Origin of the sequence: Spirosoma spitsbergense DSM 19989 (assembly GCF_000374085.1) — a bacterium.
Taxonomy (GTDB): Bacteria; Bacteroidota; Bacteroidia; order Cytophagales; family Spirosomataceae; genus Spirosoma; species Spirosoma spitsbergense.
The window spans coordinates 19,123-37,723 of sequence record NZ_KB893511.1; the positions used below are offsets into that span (position 1 = coordinate 19,123).

At 53.6% G+C, this 18,601-nt stretch carries 13 protein-coding genes; all 13 read right to left on the minus strand.

Translation table 11 applies throughout. The annotated features are described in order from the left end of the window. Window positions 1-9: 9 nt before the first annotated feature. The 13 genes from B157_RS0112850 to B157_RS0112910 all read right to left on the minus strand — a co-directional run bounded on the left by B157_RS0112850 (window position 10) and on the right by B157_RS0112910 (window position 18,572). Entirely contained in the window at window positions 10-1,485 is a 1,476-nt protein-coding gene (locus tag B157_RS0112850; protein ID WP_020603731.1) for a RagB/SusD family nutrient uptake outer membrane protein, read from the minus strand. Window positions 1,486-1,504: 19 nt separating this feature from the next. Further along, entirely contained in the window at window positions 1,505-4,495 is a 2,991-nt protein-coding gene (locus B157_RS0112855) for a SusC/RagA family TonB-linked outer membrane protein (RefSeq protein WP_020603732.1), read from the minus strand. Between the two features lie 113 nt (window positions 4,496-4,608). Continuing rightward, the gene (gene dgoD / locus B157_RS0112860) at window positions 4,609-5,841 is read right to left on the minus strand and encodes a galactonate dehydratase (RefSeq protein WP_020603733.1); all 1,233 of its coding nucleotides are present in this window, start codon (window positions 5,839-5,841) and stop codon (window positions 4,609-4,611) included. A 113-nt stretch (window positions 5,842-5,954) separates the two neighbouring features. Further along, complete coding sequence (locus B157_RS0112865) at window positions 5,955-7,310, minus strand: enolase C-terminal domain-like protein (protein WP_020603734.1); 1,356 nt, start codon at window positions 7,308-7,310, stop codon at window positions 5,955-5,957. Between the two features lie 105 nt (window positions 7,311-7,415). Beyond that, window positions 7,416-8,948 carry a SusD/RagB family nutrient-binding outer membrane lipoprotein gene (locus B157_RS0112870; RefSeq protein ID WP_026308667.1) on the minus strand — a complete coding sequence of 511 codons (1,533 nt, stop codon included), beginning with the start codon at window positions 8,946-8,948 and terminating at the stop codon, window positions 7,416-7,418. Between the two features lie 113 nt (window positions 8,949-9,061). Then, window positions 9,062-12,193 (minus strand): SusC/RagA family TonB-linked outer membrane protein, encoded by a 3,132-nt coding sequence (locus tag B157_RS0112875; RefSeq protein ID WP_020603736.1) that lies wholly within the window; start codon window positions 12,191-12,193, stop codon window positions 9,062-9,064. A 104-nt stretch (window positions 12,194-12,297) separates the two neighbouring features. Then, window positions 12,298-13,542, minus strand: a complete 1,245-nt coding sequence (locus B157_RS0112880) for a mandelate racemase/muconate lactonizing enzyme family protein (protein ID WP_020603737.1) — start codon at window positions 13,540-13,542, stop codon at window positions 12,298-12,300. 53 nt (window positions 13,543-13,595) lie between these two features. Next, window positions 13,596-14,636, minus strand: coding sequence for a LacI family DNA-binding transcriptional regulator (locus tag B157_RS0112885; protein ID WP_020603738.1), 1,041 nt, complete (start codon window positions 14,634-14,636; stop codon window positions 13,596-13,598). Window positions 14,637-14,952: 316 nt separating this feature from the next. After that, a complete protein-coding gene (locus tag B157_RS0112890; protein WP_020603739.1) occupies window positions 14,953-15,795 on the minus strand; it encodes an endonuclease/exonuclease/phosphatase family protein in 843 nt (280 codons plus the stop codon). 348 nt (window positions 15,796-16,143) lie between these two features. Beyond that, a complete protein-coding gene (locus B157_RS40255; RefSeq protein WP_026308668.1) occupies window positions 16,144-16,761 on the minus strand; it encodes a RagB/SusD family nutrient uptake outer membrane protein in 618 nt (205 codons plus the stop codon). A 12-nt stretch (window positions 16,762-16,773) separates the two neighbouring features. Beyond that, window positions 16,774-17,268, minus strand: coding sequence for a hypothetical protein (locus B157_RS40260; RefSeq protein WP_026308669.1), 495 nt, complete (start codon window positions 17,266-17,268; stop codon window positions 16,774-16,776). Further along, window positions 17,265-17,909 (minus strand): SusD/RagB family nutrient-binding outer membrane lipoprotein, encoded by a 645-nt coding sequence (locus B157_RS40265; RefSeq protein ID WP_026308670.1) that lies wholly within the window; start codon window positions 17,907-17,909, stop codon window positions 17,265-17,267. Before B157_RS40265 ends, B157_RS40260 begins: the two co-directional genes overlap by 4 nt. Before the next feature lie 21 nt (window positions 17,910-17,930). Continuing rightward, a complete protein-coding gene (locus B157_RS0112910) occupies window positions 17,931-18,572 on the minus strand; it encodes a hypothetical protein (RefSeq protein WP_245565075.1) in 642 nt (213 codons plus the stop codon). Between the last annotated feature and the right edge of the window lie 29 nt (window positions 18,573-18,601).

Consider the following 18,601-nt stretch of genomic DNA (forward strand, 5'->3'; position numbering starts at 1 on the left):
CTGCAGAAATTAATTCAAATTCGGGTTGATCGATGTATCTGTGTAGGGCAGCGGGAACCAGTAATTAGCCTTGGTGATGGGTTTGATGGGCTGTAAATCGTCGGGACTTTTGGCGGCATTGGCGGCTTCAACGCGCTCCAGCCGGATCAAATCGAACCAGCGGGTGCGCTCGCAGGCAAACTCCCAGGCCCGCTCCTGTACCACCGCATCGGCAAACTGCGTGGCTGTCAAGCCGTCGCCCGGCGTTAGTGCCTTCGTTCCGGCGGGCAAGCCCCGCAGCCGGATCTGATTCAGCGCGTCGTAAGCGGCCTGGTCGGGGCCGCCCGTTCCCCGTGCTTTGGCTTCGGCATAAACAGTCAGCACGTGGGCGTAGCGCATCATGACCGACGGTAGCGAACTACTGGAGGTCACTACGTTTCCTTTGATGTACCATTTCTTGTAGTATGGGTGCCGGGTAAGGCTTTGCTGCCAGGGAATCTTAGTAGCTCCCAGCCCAAACTCCGTGCGGAACGTGGCGTCTTTGCGGGGGCCTTCGGGGAAATTTTTAAAGAAATTCAGTTCCGAGAACATATCGTCCCAGCCGCCTTCTTCGCCGGGCATGGCTGTATTGCCATAGGTGGCGTTGGCCGTACCGCTACCGCCCGCAAACCCACTAATCTGAAAAACGGCTTCGGGCGTGCCCAATACGGTTGGGTCATTTTCGAAAACAGCCGCAAAGGTGGGTAGCAACTGAAACCCGTATCTGGCACTGTTCTCAATGACCTCTTTGGCTTTGGCCGCTGCCAGGTCGTACTTGTCGGTTTGTTTGAGGGGCCAGCCCGCCATTGTCAGGTAAACATCAGCCAGAAACGCTTTAGCGGCTCCGGCGTTGGGACGGCCTGGGTCGCGCTTGGTATTGGGCAGCATGGTTTCGGCCTTTTTCAGATCAGCCACGATCAGGTTATAGACCTGTTCGGGTGATGATTTTTTGATGGTCAGCAAACTGTCCGAATACTCGCCCGACATCACTAACGGAATATTCCCGTAAAAACGGGTCAGCCAGTAGTACGAAAAGCCCCGGATAAAATAGGCTTCGCCCGCAATGATGTCGATGGTAGCTTTGGTGCCAACGGTTTTTGAATAGTTGTTGATCACGTTATTGGCCCCCTGAATAGCTTTGTAGCAGCCATTATACACCGCCCCCGACCGCTGATTGGTGGTCGATACGTTGAACTGGTCGAACTCGCGCCAGTCGGCTTTGTTGCTGGCGGGGTGTGTCGTTACATCGTCGGCACCCAGTACGGCACCATTGGCCGAGGGGTGAATGAATCCCATCGACCACTGCGAGGCCAGCCCTTTATAGGAGCCCGTCAGGGCCGATTCCAGCCCGGCCTGCGTGGACAGGACGTTGGGGCCGTATAGCAGCCCGGTGGTGTCTTCTTCGAGGTATCCTTTGCAGCCTGCTACCAGCATAACAGCCAGGAAAATGATCGCTATCTTTTTCATGTCTTTGATGTTTTGAGAGTTAGAAGCCTAGGTTCAGGCCAAGGGTATAGTTTTTGGCGTTTGGATACGAGCCGTAGTCGATGCCAATAGCCGTATCCAGGTTTGAACCAACGTTGCTCGACTCCGGATCGGGACCTTTATAGGTGGTAAACGTCAGCAGGTTGGTCGCGCTGAAAAACACCCGGATGGTGCCCTTGTTTTTGGTAAACGCCGTTGGAAGATTATACGACAGGCTCACGTTTTTCAGCCGGACAAAACTACCGTCTTCGATGAAGCGGCTGGATTGGGTAAAGGGCTGGTAGGTTCTGGTAAACGCGGGTATATCCGACGTTTCGTTGCCGGGCCGGTAATAATCCCGGATTTCGGACAGGATAAACTGCCGCGCATCGCCCGAACCCGACAAGGCAGCCGCCCGCGTGTAGTTTAGCTTGTCGACCCCAAATACGGCGTTGAAGAATACATTCAGCGTCAGCCCTTTATACGTAAACGTGTTGTTCCAGCCCCCGGTTAGTTTAGGAAATGCCCGGCCAATAATCTGGAAATCGTCGGTTGTAATCGAGTTGTCGCCGTTGCGGTCCTCGTAGCGCGGGTCGCCCGGTACGCGGCCAAATTTGGCGGCCAGGTCGGCTTCGTTGGGTTTAAACGTACCGAGATAATTCAGGCCCCAGTACGAGCCGAGTGGTTCGCCGGGCATGAGCATGAACTCGTTGGTCGTTGACATACCCGCCCCCACGCCCGTACCCGTACCTAACCGGGCCAGACCGCCCAGACTGATGACCCTGTTTTTCAGCGTGGACAGGTTCAGATTGGTTTCCCACTGGAAATCAGTACTACGAACCGGCGTGCCGCCCAGGGTAAACTCGAATCCTTTGTTTTCAACCTCGCCGATGTTTCGGGTTTGCGTGCCGCCACCGGCATAACTCGGCAGGGCCGCATTAAGCAGCAGGTCGGTGGTGTTTTTGTGGAAGTAATCGGCTTCAATGTGAATCCGGCCGTTCATGAATTCCATTTCTACCCCCACGTCCGTTTGGCGGGTGGTTTCCCATTTCAGGTTTTGGTTGCCCTGGTTGCCCTGATTCACACCGGCCACAGCCGCCGTATTGTTAAAGGCGACGAACACCGTGTTGTAGGGCGACAGCGTGGCGTACGGGTTGATGGCCTGACTGCCGGTCATACCCCAGCTACCCCGAAGCTTGAGGTTGCTGAATACGTTTAGGTCTTTAATGAACTTCTCCTCCGAAAGCCGCCAGCCCAGGGCCACCGACGGGAACACGCTGTACTTGTTATCCGGTCCGAACTTGGACGACCCATCCCGCCGGACGGCAGCCGTAACCAGGTATCGGTCTTTGTAGGCGTAATTGACCCGGCCCAGCAGTGAGAATAGCGTCCATTTCTGATAGCCCGATGCGACCGAAGCCGCCGAGTTTCCGCCGATATTGTCGAACCCCAACTGCGGAAACCGCAGGCCGGTGGCTGTAGCGGTGAAGTTTCGGTTGGTGAATTGCTGCGTTTCCAGCACGCCCACCGCCGTAATGGAATGATTGCCGACGTTCAGATTGTAGGTCAGGTTGTTAGTGTTTTGTAGCGTTACTAAATCTGCCGAATAGCGGTTGGCGTTGGGGTTATTGTTCGAGAGCCGCTGGCCGGTAAAGTTCAGGTTCTGGGCGTTCAGGTAATTGACGGCATACTGGACATCAAAAGACAACCCTTTTATGGGCAGCCTGTAATTCAGTCCCCCAATCACGTTAAACGTAGCCCGGTCGGCATTGATGGACTGGTCGTAGAGGTGATCCAGCGGATTACGGGCTACTGAACCAATGGGGTCCGTAAAGGTGGGCTGTCCGTCGGTTCCGTAGGCGGGGGTAGTGGGGGCCCAGGCCAGTACCTGAATCAGGGCACCGCCCCCGTTGGTGTTATGATTCTGGGTTTTTGTGCCCGACAGATTCAGTCTCAGGCTCAGTTTGTCGTTGAGCTGCGTTGTCAGATTGGTCCGGAGAATATACCGTTTGAAGTCGCTGTTCTCCACGATGCCTTTCTGCCCCACGTAGTTCCCCGAAATCAGGAATGTCGATTTATCACTACCGCCCGAAACCGTTACCTGATGCTGCTGTCCGCTTCCTCTCCGAAAAATTAAACTCTGCCAGTCGGTGCCGCCGTTCTGCTTGTAATCCGCTACCTGAGCCGCCGAAAAGGGTGGGGTGGAGCCGGTAGCCGTAGCGCGGGTGTTTACTATCTCCGCAAACTCCCCAGCGGGCAGCACATCGTAGCGTTTGATCACGTTCGATACGCTCGCCTGTCCTTCATACATCACTTTGATGCCTTTTGCGCCCCGTTTGGTCGTGATAATGACCACGCCATTGGCACCCCGACTGCCGTAAATAGAGGTCGAGGCCGCATCTTTCAGCACCTGAATCGTGGCAATGTCACTGGGGTTTATGAAGTTGAAATCGGCGCCCACGTAGCCATCAATCACGTAAAGTGGGTTGTTGTCGCCTAAAACGGAGTTGGCGCCCCGAACCCGGATGCGGGCATCGCCCCCCGGTGCGCCGTTGGCCTGGGTTACCTGCACACCAGCCGCCCGACCCTGTAGTACCTGATCCAGGCGCGTGATGGGCTGCTGGGCAAATTCTTTCGTAGAAATGGCCGTCAGCGCGCCCGTCACGTCGGTTTTTTTCTGGGTTCCGTAACCGACTACGACTACTTCATTGAGCGTTTTCAGGTCCTCCGACAGTTGCACATTCACATCCGTTCGTCCATTGACCGGCACGGTTTGACTGGTATAGCCAATATTCGAGAAGATAAGCGAAGCCGTACCCGGAGCATTCAGTACGAAGTTTCCGGCGGCATCGGTGGCGGTTCCGGTGGTGGTGCCTGCCACCTGCACATTTACGCCGGGTAGCCCTTCGTTGTCAGGGCCGGTTACCTTTCCGGTAATGCGACTGGTTTGCGCAAAAGCGTAGCTCTGGCCGAGCAGCAGCAGCAGAACAACGAGTTTTACAGGGTTTTTCATTAGAGTTGGGGGTTTTCTGGTTTAGTAAGGAATAGAGATTGGGATGCGTTATCGGGGGTTGGTCATAGAATGCCGGGAATACCGGTGATGCTTAACCGCTGGCAGGGGTTCATTTACCAGTCCACCACCGAGCCATCCAGTTCGTTGTACGACTCCGGGTTTTTCCAGTCGTGGCCGATTTTGTCTTTCATCAGGGCCTCGTCCAGTTCAACGCCCAGTCCGGGTCCCTTCGGAATCATAACGGTGCCGTCTTTCTGGAGCTGGAACGGCTTTTTCAGGTAGCCTTCGCCCAGCGTCACCTGCTCCTGCACCAGGAAGTTAGGAATGCTGGCGGCCAGATTCAGGCCCACGGCCAGCGAGATTGGTCCCATCGGGTTGTGCGGAGCGATGGGCACATAATAGGCTTCGGCCATGCCTGCTATCAGGCGCCCTTCGGTGATGCCGCCCGCGTGGCACAGGTCGGGCTGGATGATGCTGGCGGCTCCTTTTTCGAGGATTTCGCGGAAGCCCCATTTGGTAAAAATACGTTCGCCGGTGGCAATGGGAAGGTGGGTGCCCCGGGCAATGTCCACCATCGTGTCTACGTTCTGCGCCTGGCAGGGCTCCTCCACAAACATGGGCTTGTACGGCTCCAGCTCTTTAATCAGCACCTTTGCCAACTGGGGCGAAACAGCCCCGTGAAAGTCAATGGCGATGTCCATATCGTCGCCCCCGGCATCGCGCAGGGACGCGAAATTGTCCACCGCGTATTTAATGAATTTCGGATTCTCGACAATATTGGCCGGGTGCTGTTTGGCTATGCCGGTTTTGATAACGGTGAATCCGAGCGCTTTTTGCTGCTTGATCTGTTCCGCATTACTGGCCCGGCCGTACACGCGTACCCGGTCGCGGGTGGGGCCGCCGAGGAGTTCATAGACGGGTACGTTGAGTAGTTTGCCTTTGATGTCCCAGAGGGCGTGGTCGATGCCGCTGAGAGCCGAGGTCAGGATGGGGCCACCCCGGTAAAAGGCGTGGCGGTAAATGGCCTGCCAGTGATGTACTACCGCCCGCGGGTCTTTGCCAATCAAATACGGCTCCACTTCTTTAATGGCCGCCTGAATAGTCAGCGCGCGGCCTTCGAGCAGCGGTTCGCCCAAGCCGTACACACCCGCGTCGGTGTGGATTTTGAGGAAAATCCAGCGGGGTTTCACCAGAAACGTTTCGAGCTTCGTGATTTTCACCTTGCCATACTCCCGAAACGGTTCGGGTTTGGCGGCATAGACTGATTCGGGCAAAACGGTGGCGATGCCAGCCACCCCCAGGACAGATTGAATGGCATTACGCCGGGAAATTCGGGTTGATTTCATGAGGAAGTTGGGTTTGTAAGTGCATGGTTTATCGCTTATGGCGGTGCGGCTGGAGCCAGCAAGTGCGTCAGCGTTAAGACCGAACCACCATAAACCATAAATCAGAAACCATTCTAAGGCCTTATCAGCGTGCCATCCATTTTTCGCACCTGCCAGTTGGATTTGGTGCCGATGGGGTACTTGGCGGCTTCTTTTTCATTGATGTCCACACCCAGGCCCGGTACTTCGTTTACCGACATATAGCCTTTGTTCATGGTGGGGCAACCGCTGAAAACTTCCTGCATTTTGTCGGAAAAACTGACTGCTTCCTGAATGCCGAAGTTCCAGATGGCCAGGTCGATGTGGGCGTGGGCCGAGTGCCCCACCGGCGATACGTCGCCGGGGCCATGCCAGGCGGTGCGGACGTTGAAGAACTCACCCAGCCGGGCTATTTTCATGGCGGGAGTAATGCCGCCAATCTGCGAGACGTGGCACCGGATGAAATCGAACAGTCGGTTCACCATTGGTTCTTTAAACTCGTTGATGTTGTTGAACAGCTCACCCATGGCAATGGGCACCGTGGTCGACTGGCGCAACTGTTGGAACCACTCCATGTTTTCGGGCGAGAAGGGGTCTTCGATGAAGAAAGGCCGGTAGTCTTCCAGTTTCTTGATCATGTTGATGGCTTCCATTGGCTGCACCCGCTCGTGGATGTCGTGGAGCAGTTCAATTTCGTCGCCACACGCTTTCCTGACCACCTCGAACATCTTCGGTACCGATTTCAGGTAGAGCGGTACGTTCATGTAGTTGTCGGTTTCGCCCCCGAAGTTGGCTGCTTTGAAGTCGGGTTTATCGGCGGTGGCGCCAACGGCTCCGTAGCCGCCCTGCTGAATGCGGATGTGCCGGAAACCGCGCTCCATAATCTTCTTCACATCCTCGGCCACGGCTTCGGGTGTGTTGCCGTTGGCATGGGTGTAGCACGGAATGGCAAAGCGGGATTTCCCCCCCAGCAGCTGATAAACTGGCATGTTGGCCCGTTTGCCTTTAATGTCCCACAAGGCCTGGTCCAGTCCGCTGAGGGCATTGTTGAGCACGGGGCCGTTGCGCCAGTAGGAACTGACGTACACGCCATTCCACATGTCTTCGATATTATCCACGTCTTTTCCGACGCAGAAGTCGTTGAGGTATGCGTTGATGGCCGTAACAACGGCCACTGCCCGCTGGGTAAACGTAGCGCAGCCTAAGCCGTACAGGCCCGGCTCTGTGGTTTCCACTTTCACCACAATCAGGTTGGAGCCCTGCGGGGCGGTGGCAATGGCTTTCACGCTCTTGATTTTGACAGGCGCCAGCCCTTTGGCGTATTGGGGCGTACTTCGCTGTTCGCGCGCTTCGGCGGTAGAGAGGCCGCCAAACAGGTTCAACGCTCCGGCTGAGGAGCCCAGGCCAAGCAGTTTGAGGGTATTACGACGGGAGAGTTCGGGGTTATTCATGGTTTGTTTAGGGTTTATACTGTACGGTTTATGGGTGCGTGGTGCGGCTTTACAGCCGATGAACTTGTATACACTGACCGCACCACGCACCCACAAACTTTTTACTTATTTATCCCACCACACGCGGGTATCCAGATCATTGGGTCCCTGCCGCTTGACGGCCTCGTTTAGCTGGGCTGAGTTGACCACAATCTCACTATCGGGATAGGGCAGCCGACGGATGAAATCACCTTTGATCTCGGAGCCGGGGTAGGGGTTTTTCGTCAACGCCGGGAAGCCACTGCGCCGGAAGTTAGCCCAGGCTTCGGAGCCATCCAGGAAGGACGCTACCCAGTACTGCGTGTTGATTTGCTCCAGCGCTTTGCCCATATCCAGCGGATGGGTGTCCAGGTAAGCTTTGATGGCGGCTTCCGGAACCGGGCTTTTGTACGACGCCATCTGCTCCATATTGGCCCGAATGCCCTTCGCAAAATAGTCGGCTGCCATACCGGTTACCCAGCCGCGCACGGCAGCTTCGGCCAGCAGCAACTGCACCTGGGCGTAGGTGATGTGAAATTCGGGCGCGTCCAGGGCCAGTACCGTGGCCAGGTTGACCTGCGAGTAATCCCATAAACTCGCCACGCCGTTTGCTGCGAAGGTGGACGTTATCGTTACGTCATTATAGCCCACGGGCATCCCTATCTGCACCGCAGGGTCCGACGATGCGCGTGCCGCTACCTGTTCGGGCCCGCCCTTGGCCCCCACATAGCGCACCGCAAACACGGGCAAGCGGGGGTCGTTGTTATTTTTCAGGTAATTCACAAACGGCGCCGTGAGGTAGAAATTGGTTTTCTCCCGGGCGGCCAGGTGGTTGGCAATGTAGTTGTTGTAAATGGCCGTGTGCCGGATAATGGAGTTGTCGGCGTTGGACTGGAACACCCCGCCCGCAACGGCTTTCTTGACATAGGCCTGCCCCGTTGTGCCATCCACTTTGGTCAGGCGCATGGCGGCCCGGAGCATGAACGAATAGCCGAGTTTTTTCCAGTTGGCCACATTCCCCCCGTACAGGATATCCGTCACAACCGCAGGCTGCTTCGGGTCGAGGGCGGCCGATGCTTCTTCCAGTTCCTTCAGGATGTCTTTATAAATGTCCTGCTGCGGGTCGTATTTGGGCGTGATAATCTCCGTAGTGTACCCCTGCCCGGCCTCTGTATACGGAATGTCCCCGTAGGTATCGGTCAGAATCATGAAGGCGTATGCTTTCCAGATACGGGCCGCGTTGTAGGTGTTTACCTGGAGCGGGTCGCCTTTGGTCTGGTCCAGCACGGCAATCAACTGCTTCACGACGTTGCGGTAGAAATTAGTCCAGACCAGGGGCGTGTTGCCGTTGTTATTCTGGTTGTAATTTCCGCCCGACAGCGAACTGCCGTAGGGCGTAATAATCTGCTGCACAATGGGAAGCGTGTAGGTCAGCATGCCCAGCGTAGAACCACCGTCGAGGTAGGTAGTGCTCACGATCGCTTTGTTCAACACTAATGATGGAGCCAGGGAAGTAGGGTCCACTTTGTTCGTATTGAGTTCGGTAAAGCCGTCGTCGCAGGCTGTCAGCAGACTCAGCGACAGGACGAGACCAAACAGGTATTTGAGGTTTGTTTTCATGATTTTTACTGGCTGGGTCAGTAGGTAGTGACTGGTTGTCATGCCTGGTCTACGGCTGGTAATGTCCACAAATGACGATTTATGACAAGCAATAACTACCTACTGACGATTTTTTAAAACTTCACATTCAGATTAAATCCGATACTCCGCGTGGGCGGCAGACCCGGCCAGAAATCCAGGCCGACGCCGTTGTCCGACGATACCAGGGCTTCTTCGGGGTCCATGTTCTCGGTCCATTTCTTGATGATCAGGACGTTGTTGGCTACGGCGTTCAGGCGTAATCCCTTCACGAAGAAACCGCCGGGTAGTAGTTTGGTGAAATCGTAGCCGAGCGAAATCTGCCGCAGTTTCCAGAAGCCGGCGCTGGTCACAAAATCTTCGTGAATACCCAGCGGGTTGATGGATTCGTAGAAGGGCTGCACCGCCGTCTGGGTTTTGTTGACTTCCCCGTTCGCGTTTACCCCGTCGCCAATCACAAAGCCCACATCGCGGCCCGGCAGAGTTCGCTTCGAAAGACCGTGCCGCATGTAGTTGATATTTCGACCCGCAATCATGTTGAAGCCCAGTTTGAAGTCGATCAGAACTGACAACGACAGGCCCTTGTAGGCGAACGTGTTGGTGATACCGCCGAAATATTTGGGCAGGGCATTCCCCACGTTCTGGAGGGTGTTGTTCCGCAGGGGTAACCCACTCCGGGCATCGAATACCTGACGGCCCTGGGCATCGCGCAGGTATTTAAACGTATATAACTGGCCGAGTGGTTTGCCCACCACCATGTTCAGCGTCCGGCCCCCGCCCCCGCCAACAGTAATGACCGAATCGCCCGGCGACAGCCCCAACTGCAGTACTTTAGAAGTGTTATAGGAGGCATTGGCACTCACATCCCAGCGGAACGAACCGGTGGTAACGGGCGAAAACGTCAGCAACACCTCCAGCCCCTGGTTCATGCTCCGGCCCACATTGATGAGTTTGCTGGTGTAGGACGAGGCATCCGAAATCTGGGCCGCCAGAATCTGGTCGTCCGTGGTTTTGTGGTAATAGGTAAAATCAAAACCTACCTTGTTCTGGAACAGCTTCAGCTCAAGGCCCACTTCGGCTTCCTGAATGCGGAGCGGACGCAGGTTTTTGTTGGGCACCACGCTGGCATTGATTCCCCCCAGCGGCACAAGCGCACCCGACGGGTTAGGAAACGGGTTGTTGTCAACGGCATAATACAGAGCATTGGAATAGGGGTTCACGTTGTCTGAACCCACCTGCGCGTAAGCCGCCCGCAACTTTCCGAATGTCAGCCACGATGGCATGTTGTCGAAGGCCTGTGAGAACACAAAACTACCCGTAACGGATGGGTACAGAATGCTGCGATTTTCGGGAGCCAGCGTCGAAAACCAATCGTTTCGGGCCGTGGCGCTCAGGTACAGAAACTCTTTGTAGGAGATGGTAGCGGCCCCAAAGAGCGAGTTAATTTTCTTCTCGGCCAACTGGTAGATGGGATTTTTAATCCGCCCATTGGCTACCGTATACAAGCCCGGCTGCACAAAATCCTGCACCGTCACGCTGTTGTAATCATTGCGGGCGTAGCGGGCATTGCCACCTAGGGTCACATCCACGCCAATCTTTCCGAACGTTTTGTTGAAGCCCAGAATAAAGTCGAGGTTTCGCTCCAGATTCTGGCGCACATCCTGCGTATAAGACCCGTTCACGTAGCCAACGGGGGCTCTCGGGATGGGGGCGTAGCCGTTGGGGATGTTGTAGTCCTGATTCCGTATGTAGGAGTCTTGGGCCAGGCGTCCCTGCAGGTAAAGCCAGTCGGTAAACTGGTATTTTAGGGCAATATTGCCAAAAAGCCGGTCGCGGTTGATGGTCTCGAAGTGCCGGTTCATGGAATAGTACGGATTGTTGCGCACCAGAAAGCGGGAAAATACAAACTCATCGCCGTTGGCTTCGGTCTGATTGTCGCGCAGGGCCTCGAAGGGCATGGAGTTGGCCAGCGTGAAGACGACGGTCGAGACCGAAAAATCCTGGGTGTTCAGCTGGGGCGGGTTAATGTTATTCTCCTTCGAGTAATTGATGTTGCCCGACGCGGTCAGCCGGCTGGTGATGTTCTGGGTGAAGCCGAGGTTAATCACCTTCCGGTTAAAGGTGTTGTTCTCCATGATTCCCTTGCTGTCGGTATTGCCGAAGGAAAGGCTAAACCCGCCGTTTTGCCCGTTATTGGACACCGTAACGGTATTGGTGAAGTTGGTGCCCACGCGGTAAAACTTTTTCACGCGGTTGTAAACCGGCTCATAAGGGTACGTCTTGTTATCGAACAGCACCTGCGTCATGCCCGGCTGAAACTTCTCGCCAAAACTCCAGACCCCCGATGTGGGTCTGGTCGTTGTGGGTCGTTTGCCCCCTTCGCCCTGCCCGTATTCGTACTGAAAATCGGTGAAATCCAAAGGCGTGTCGGTGGTGAAGTTTGCGTTGTAGGTAACACCAAACCCTTTGCCGCTTCCCCGGTTTTTGGTCGTAATCATCACCACGCCGTCTTTGGCGCGGGAGCCATACAGAGCGGCAGCCGTGGCTCCTTTCAGCACGGTCATGGTTTCGATATCGTCGGGGTTGATGCTGCTCAGGCCATCGCCCCCGTCGGAACTGTTGGCAGCCCGCGAGCCGAAATCCCCGCCCAGGGCGTAGTTGGAGTTATCGATCGGTACGCCGTTTACCACAATCAGCGGGGAGTTGTTGCCGCTAAACGACGACTGCCCCCGAATACGAATTTTAGCCGTTCCGGCGGGGCCGGTTCCCATTGTGGTAATGTTCACGCCCGCCATTTTACCCTGCAACCCGCTCACAAAGTTAGGCGTGCGGTTCACGTTGATCTGTTCGGCGTTGACCGTTGCCGTGGCGTAGCCCAGCGTTTTGGATTCGCGTTTGATACCCAGGGCGGTAACGATTACCTCGTCGATCGCCTGGGCATCTTCCACTAATTTTACGTCGATAATGGAGCGGTTGTTGACCGGCACCGTTTGACTGAGGTAGCTGATGTACGAAAAAACCAGCGACGCATTGCCGGGCGCGTTGATGGTGTACTTCCCATCGGCATCGGTCGTGGTACCGGTGGTGGTGCCTCCCACCAGTACGTTTACGCCCGGCAATCCCTGGTTATCGGCTCCGGTAACCATGCCGGTAACGCGGTTTGTCTGGGCGTATCCAAAGCCCACACATAGCAGCAACAAGACTAGTAATCCAGTAAACTTTTTCATGGGTACAGGGTATTTGGTTTAACGGTTAAACGTGTTTGGTTTACGGTGGCGCGGGGCGCTTCCTGCCTGATGCGTACCTTCAGCCCGCTCTGTGATACCGAAGTTTACCAGTTATGAATGGCTCCGTCGGGGCTCTTCAGAATGGGGTGCGGGTACTTTGTATTCTCGCTTACTTCCAGTACGAGCGTGGCTTTCTTCGGGTCGAATTTTACGCCCAGGCCCGGTTCGGGATTAAGGTAGAGTTTGCCGTTTTTGAACTGGATAAAATCTTCATTGAAGTAAGCCGGGCGTTCGGGTTCGCCCCCGCCCAGTTCCATCAGGCAACGCATGGGGCTGCTGGATCCCAACGTGTGCACCAGGGCAGCCGTTGACAGCGGGCCGGTAAAGTGCGGAATCATACCTACATAGTGCGTTTCGCACAGAGAAGCCAGCTTCTTGAACTCCGAGATGCCGCCCGTGTTGGGCAGCGTAAAGCGGGTGTAGTCAATAAGCCGGTTCTCGATCAGCTCATTCGAGTCCCACCGGTCACCGAATTGCTCACCCACGGCGATTGGGACGGTGGTCATACTGCGCACGGTTTTGTAAACCGCCGGGTTCTCCGAACGGATAATGTCTTCCACGAAATACGGCTCCAGGTTTTCGAGGGCGCGGCATATTTTTACCCCTTCGGTGGTATCAAAGCGGGTGTGGAGGTCAACGGCCCAGTTGCCGCCCCCGCCCACAGCCGCGTCGATGCGTTTGCATAAGTCGATGGTCTTTTTGGCATTTTCGTAGTAATCAAAGGGTTCGGTACCGTTGCCACCGGTGGGGCCAATGCGGTAGGCCCGCAGGCCGGCTTTGATGCAGTCCTGCGCCCGACCTTCTTCGGTGGTGGCTTTCGAAGCCCGGAACCCGGTGGCGTAGCACTCGATGTAATCCCGCGTGGCTCCGCCGAGGAGTTCATAGACTGGCACACCGAGGGCTTTTCCTTTCAAATCCCACAGCGCCATATCGATAGCTCCCTGGGCGTGAATTTTCTCGCGGCCCGGCGGGTAAAACATGCCCCGGTAGAGCCGCTGCCAGATGTCTTCGATGCGAAATGGATTCTCGCCGATAATCATCTGCGCCAGTTGTTCCACCATGTCTCTGGAGCCGCCCTCGCCAATGCCCACAATGCCCCCATCGGTCTGAATCTCGACAATGCCACGCGCCTGGTTGAAAAGCGGCTTGTTGTAACCGGGGGCAGCATAGTACCGGATTTTAGTGATTTTAAGTTTGGGCGGTGCAGTCGCGGCCGATAGTAGCGGAAGACCGGTTAGAGCCGCCGTTGAGCCAAGCAGGGCTGATTGTAAAAAACGTCTTCGTTGCATAGATGTTAGGGTAAGGAATAGTCAGCTTAATCGTTTAAGCAAATAGGTAAAATCTAGATTTGACGGATAAGTTTTGGTTTCGACGAGTTTCGGGCCACCAATTCGGCGTTCATCAGTATCTGTGCGGGTTCTTTGGGAGACTCTTTCAGCTTTTTTACCAGCAGGCTAACAGATGTTTGGCCCAGCAGGTCAATGGGTTGTTTCAGATAGGTAATAGGGCAGTAATAGAGATCAAAAGCTTCAGCCTGCCCAAAACTGACAATGGCTACATCATCGGGTACGTTCAACTTTTGTTCGTTCAGGTAAATCAGTCCATTTATAGCTAAACCGTAGGTGGCAAAAATCAGGGCATCAACGGGTTTATCGGTCTTCGTTAATTCATCAATAGCCACCTTTGCTTCCTGTTCGATGTGAGTAAATCTGATTTTTTTCAGATACCCTTTCTGAAACGGCAGCCCTCCATCCTTCAGCGCGTCCTGATACCCCCGTATCCGCTCCTGCATGTGAAACATGGCCGATTTGTAGGCAATCATACCAATGCGCCGGTAGCCGTTGGTAATCAGGTGACTGGCTCCATCGTAAGCAGCCCGGTAATGATCGGTCGAAACAAAATCAGTTTGCATATCCGGAAAATACCGATCCAGCAGTACAAACGGAATGTTCTTTTCTTTCAGTAACTGCACCTGTTCTGCCGAGTCTTCGGCCGATACAATAATAAATCCATCCACCTGCCTGTTTATCAATACATTCAGCAAATCCCGCGACTTGTCGGCGTTCTCGTCCGAACTGCCAATAATAACCGTATAGCCGTTTCGTTTGGCTTCGTCTTCTACAATCCGGGCAATATTAGCGAAAAAGGGATTCGATATATCGGCGATAATCAGGCCGATGGTCTGCGTTTTTCCGCTTCGTAAACTCTTCGCTACGTGATTGGGCTGGTAATTCAGGGCAATGGCTATCGCCCTGATTTTAGCGGCAATTTCCGGCCCTACCCGACTCTCTTTCTCTTTGCCGTTCAGCACATACGATACCAGAGCCGTAGAAACGCCCGCTTCCTGAGCTATATCCTTTAACGACGTCCTTTTTGCACTCATCACATATTAATTATGGACAAACTTATGCTTAATCGGTTAAACAAAAAAAACTTTTTACATTTTTTTACAGGTTATTAAAAGAAAGACAGGTATTCCTTACCCGTAGCCCGACAAATTCTCCCTGGCCGGGCGGGGCAACTACTTATTTAACGCAAACCGTGAATTCAACTTTTGATTGTCAGATGATTACCCTACTGTAGGTGCGTACTGTTCGTAGAAATAGCAGTCATCATACGAATTCATCACATCATAAGTATGTGAATTTTTTGGCAACTGGGCAGTAATCTCTAAGCCCGTGTTAGCTTATAAAAGACATTTAGTTCAGCATTAACTTCACCAATACCGGCTGATGGTCGGAGGGGTATCGCTGCTCTTTGGCATCGGTCAATACGCCGTATTTGAGCACATCGAACTGCTTGCTGACAAAAATGTAGTCGATGCGTTTGTCCATCGGGGCATCAAATTTAAACGAATTGAAGGTGCCTTCCGGGCCATAGGGGGGCGTGGCTGTTGCGGCATGGGTATCCCGCAACAGCGTTTGGATGGTTAAGATTTGTTCCGTTTCGGGGGTTGAGTTAAAATCACCCGTCAGAATAACCGGCTCATTCTTCGCAATCTCTTTTATTTTTTCGACCATCAGTTTTCCCGATTGCCGACGGGCTTCAATTCCCTGGTGGTCGAAGTGAACACTGAAAAAGAAAAAATCTTTTTGGGTTTTTGTATCCCTGAATTTCGCCCAGGAGCAAATTCGGTTGCAGCAGGTAGCGTCCCAGCCTTTGCCCGGTTTGTCAGGCGTTTCGCTGAGCCAGAAATTCCCTGATGTCAATACCCTGAATCGATCTTTTCGGTAGAAAATGGCCGAGTGTTCACCCGCTTCTTTGCCGTCATCGCGCCCGGCCCCCAAAAAAGAGTATTCTTTTAATTCAGCAATATCATTCAACTGATCCCGCAAACCTTCCTGCGTACCAAACAGGTCAAATTCGTGAAAGGCAATCAGGGCCTTTACATTCTCTTTCCGGTTCGGCCAGGCATTGATACCATCCCCTTTGTTGTTGTAGCGCAGATTATAGGTAGCTACCGTAAGTGAAGCCGATGACTGGGCAAATGTGGGCTGACCAATAAGCACAGTACCCAGCAAGAAAAGAATCAGACGTGGCATTTGTAGTGGGTTTAAGCGTGTATCAGAAACTTACTTCGGACGAATAATTAAAAAACGAACTATTCCGGTCACTGCCTTGCCGAGACTTAAATTGTCCTGCCAGGCAGTGATCGGAATAGGGTAAAGGTAAAATTTAATATTCTACTTACGGAGAACGTTCGCCAGTTAGGTCAATTCGCCAGACGTATCTTTTTTCAACCGTTTCGATACCATTCAACCTGGCTACCCCAGGCAGGTAACTTTTGCGAATCAAACAGCACGCAGTTGGTAGCGTACCTAATCTACAATGGCATAAGGAACAGATAGGTTGTTCAGGAAAGATTTTCTGCCCGAAAGCCAATGCCCGGTTTACCAGCCCGGGTTTTGACCGAGCTTGGGATTGGTAATAACATCCGCTGCCGGAATGGGGTAATAATAGTTCTTATCTTCCCACTTTCTGGGGATATTATTCAGCAAGGTCAGTTCTCCGGAAGTATCGCCGGTCAACAGCTGCGAATTGGGTTTACCCGCTATCAGGGGGGATACTTCCACGTACGTAACGCCGGCAACCTTGGCTGGTAATTTTTTGTAAAACGCTACGTCCAGAATACCGTCCTCGTTTAAATCCAGTGGCGTATCCAGTGCGGGAACATACATACCGTTCCACTCCATTTGCATGAGCTCACCCCGTTTCCATCGAACGATGTCGTCAAAGCGGAACCCTTCGAGGCATAGTTCGATGCCGCGTTCCCGGCGAACTTCCAGCAGGGAAGGGTCAGTGATACCCGGAAAATAGTTTGCCTGTAAATAGGGGTCGGCAACCGTTGGTTTGGCCGTTGTCCCTCCCGTTATACCGGCTCTTTTTCGTAACGCTCCCACACTCAGGGCCCAGTCCGCATCCGTAAGCGTACCCAGTTCAGCTTTGGCTTCGGCATAGGCCAACAGTACTTCGGCATAGCGAATTATAGTAACGGAGTTGATATTCAAATCACGGGTATCCTAGTACATGTCATCCAAGGCCCATTTTATGGGCATATAACCCGTATACGTATAGGAAAATAAAGGGGGAGCCGGTACTAAAACGCCCGAATTTATGCGTTTATAATCGCCGGTACGAATGGTTTGCTGGAGCCGTTTGTCGCGCCCCTTTACTTCGTCTTTAAACAGCGTTGTTTTATAAGCCGGGTCGTTGGTAAAGGGTGTACCATCAATTTTTAGGTACGTGTTGATGAAGGTTCTGATAAAGCTCGCTTTGTCGCCGTAGGTGCCGCTGGTCCAGTACCAGTTGCCATCGTTGAGGTTGTTCAGCGCCAGGTCGCAAACGGCAGACAGCATAATTTCTGTGCCAATTGGGGCAGGGTTGATGAACACCTGACGGTATGATCTATCGATACCGGCTCCGTCATACAGTTTATATCCCCCTTCGTCAATCACTTTCTTTGCGGCTACGGCCGCCTGATTCAGCAAACCCGCTGACGAATTACCAAGATTCAATTTCGTATGGTATTTCCTGAAGGTTCCTTCATCAGGCTTACCCGTGCCTTGAAGGCATAAGCCACGTATTTGGTAATTAAGCTGCGGGTTGGTTCACTTGGTGTTGTAATATTCTGGCAGGCATAATCCAGGTCGGCCAGTACTGAATCCATCACCATAACCCGCGAATCGCGCTCTTTATACAGTATTTCGGTATCCGATACATCGAGTGGTTTGTTAATCCAGGGCACATCTCCAAATCGTTTTACTTTATCGAAGTAAAACCAGGCTCTAAAAAACCGGGCAATGCCCAGATAGTTCTTTCTGACCGTTACCGGAACGTTGGGGCTATTGCAGTTGTGAATGAAATAGTTGATGTTTCTCAAATCAGACCACGACCAGCCCGTGCTTACCTGCGCGCTGTAGTTTCCGGGTGTAATAAAAGCCGGACTATCTTTCCGCGCCAGGTAGTCGGACATGGCATCGGCCCGGTGCAGGTTTTTCCCGTTCAGGATGTTATAGAATGAGTTGGTGTAGAGCACCAGGCCATTTTCGCTGCTGAAAATGGGGCCTTTGGTCGTGGTCGCTTCCGGGAGTTCCTCCAGGCTGCACCCCGTAAGCAAAAGGGTAAACAGAAGGATGAGGGTATATTTTGCGTTCATGATTGTACGTTGTTTGGACGGTTAGAATGTGATGGACAAACCGCAGGTTACACTTTTCAAAATGGGGTAGTTGTAGCCATCGCCGGAGTTGCCGCCCGGATTGAACACCTGGTCAGACGCTACCGCGCTCTCTACGTCTATATCGCGGGTGATCTTATAGAGGGGTGAGAAGGACAGTATGTTCTCCGCCGACAGGTAGACCCGGGCCGCCGAAGAGCTAATTTTTGACACCAGGGCTCGGGGTAAGTTGTAGCCGAACTGAATGTTTTTCAGGCGCATGTACGCTACGTTTTGCAGGTATTTTGTTTGTGGGGCTGCCAGCGTTCCGTTGGCGTTGCTGGCAATACGGGACACGTACCGGGGGAAATAGGCGTTCACGTTGTCTTCGGTCCAGATGTTACCAAGCTGGCTTTTGGGAATGTCGCCGTACGGTCTGTTATACTGCCCCCAGAACAGGCTGGCTTCCCGGCTGGGGTACCAGTCCTGTTTGCCAACGCCCTGCACAAAGGCCGAAAAGAAAAAGTTGTTCCAGTCCGCCCCCAGCATAACCCCGTAGGTATAGCGGGGCGTTGAGTTGCCGATAATGGAGCGGTCGCCGGGGTACAAGCAGGAAATCGCCCTCATCCCGCACACGTTCCGGACTCCTGTAATCGAAATTGCCACCGGTAAAGGAAGGAACCATCGCCTGCGTC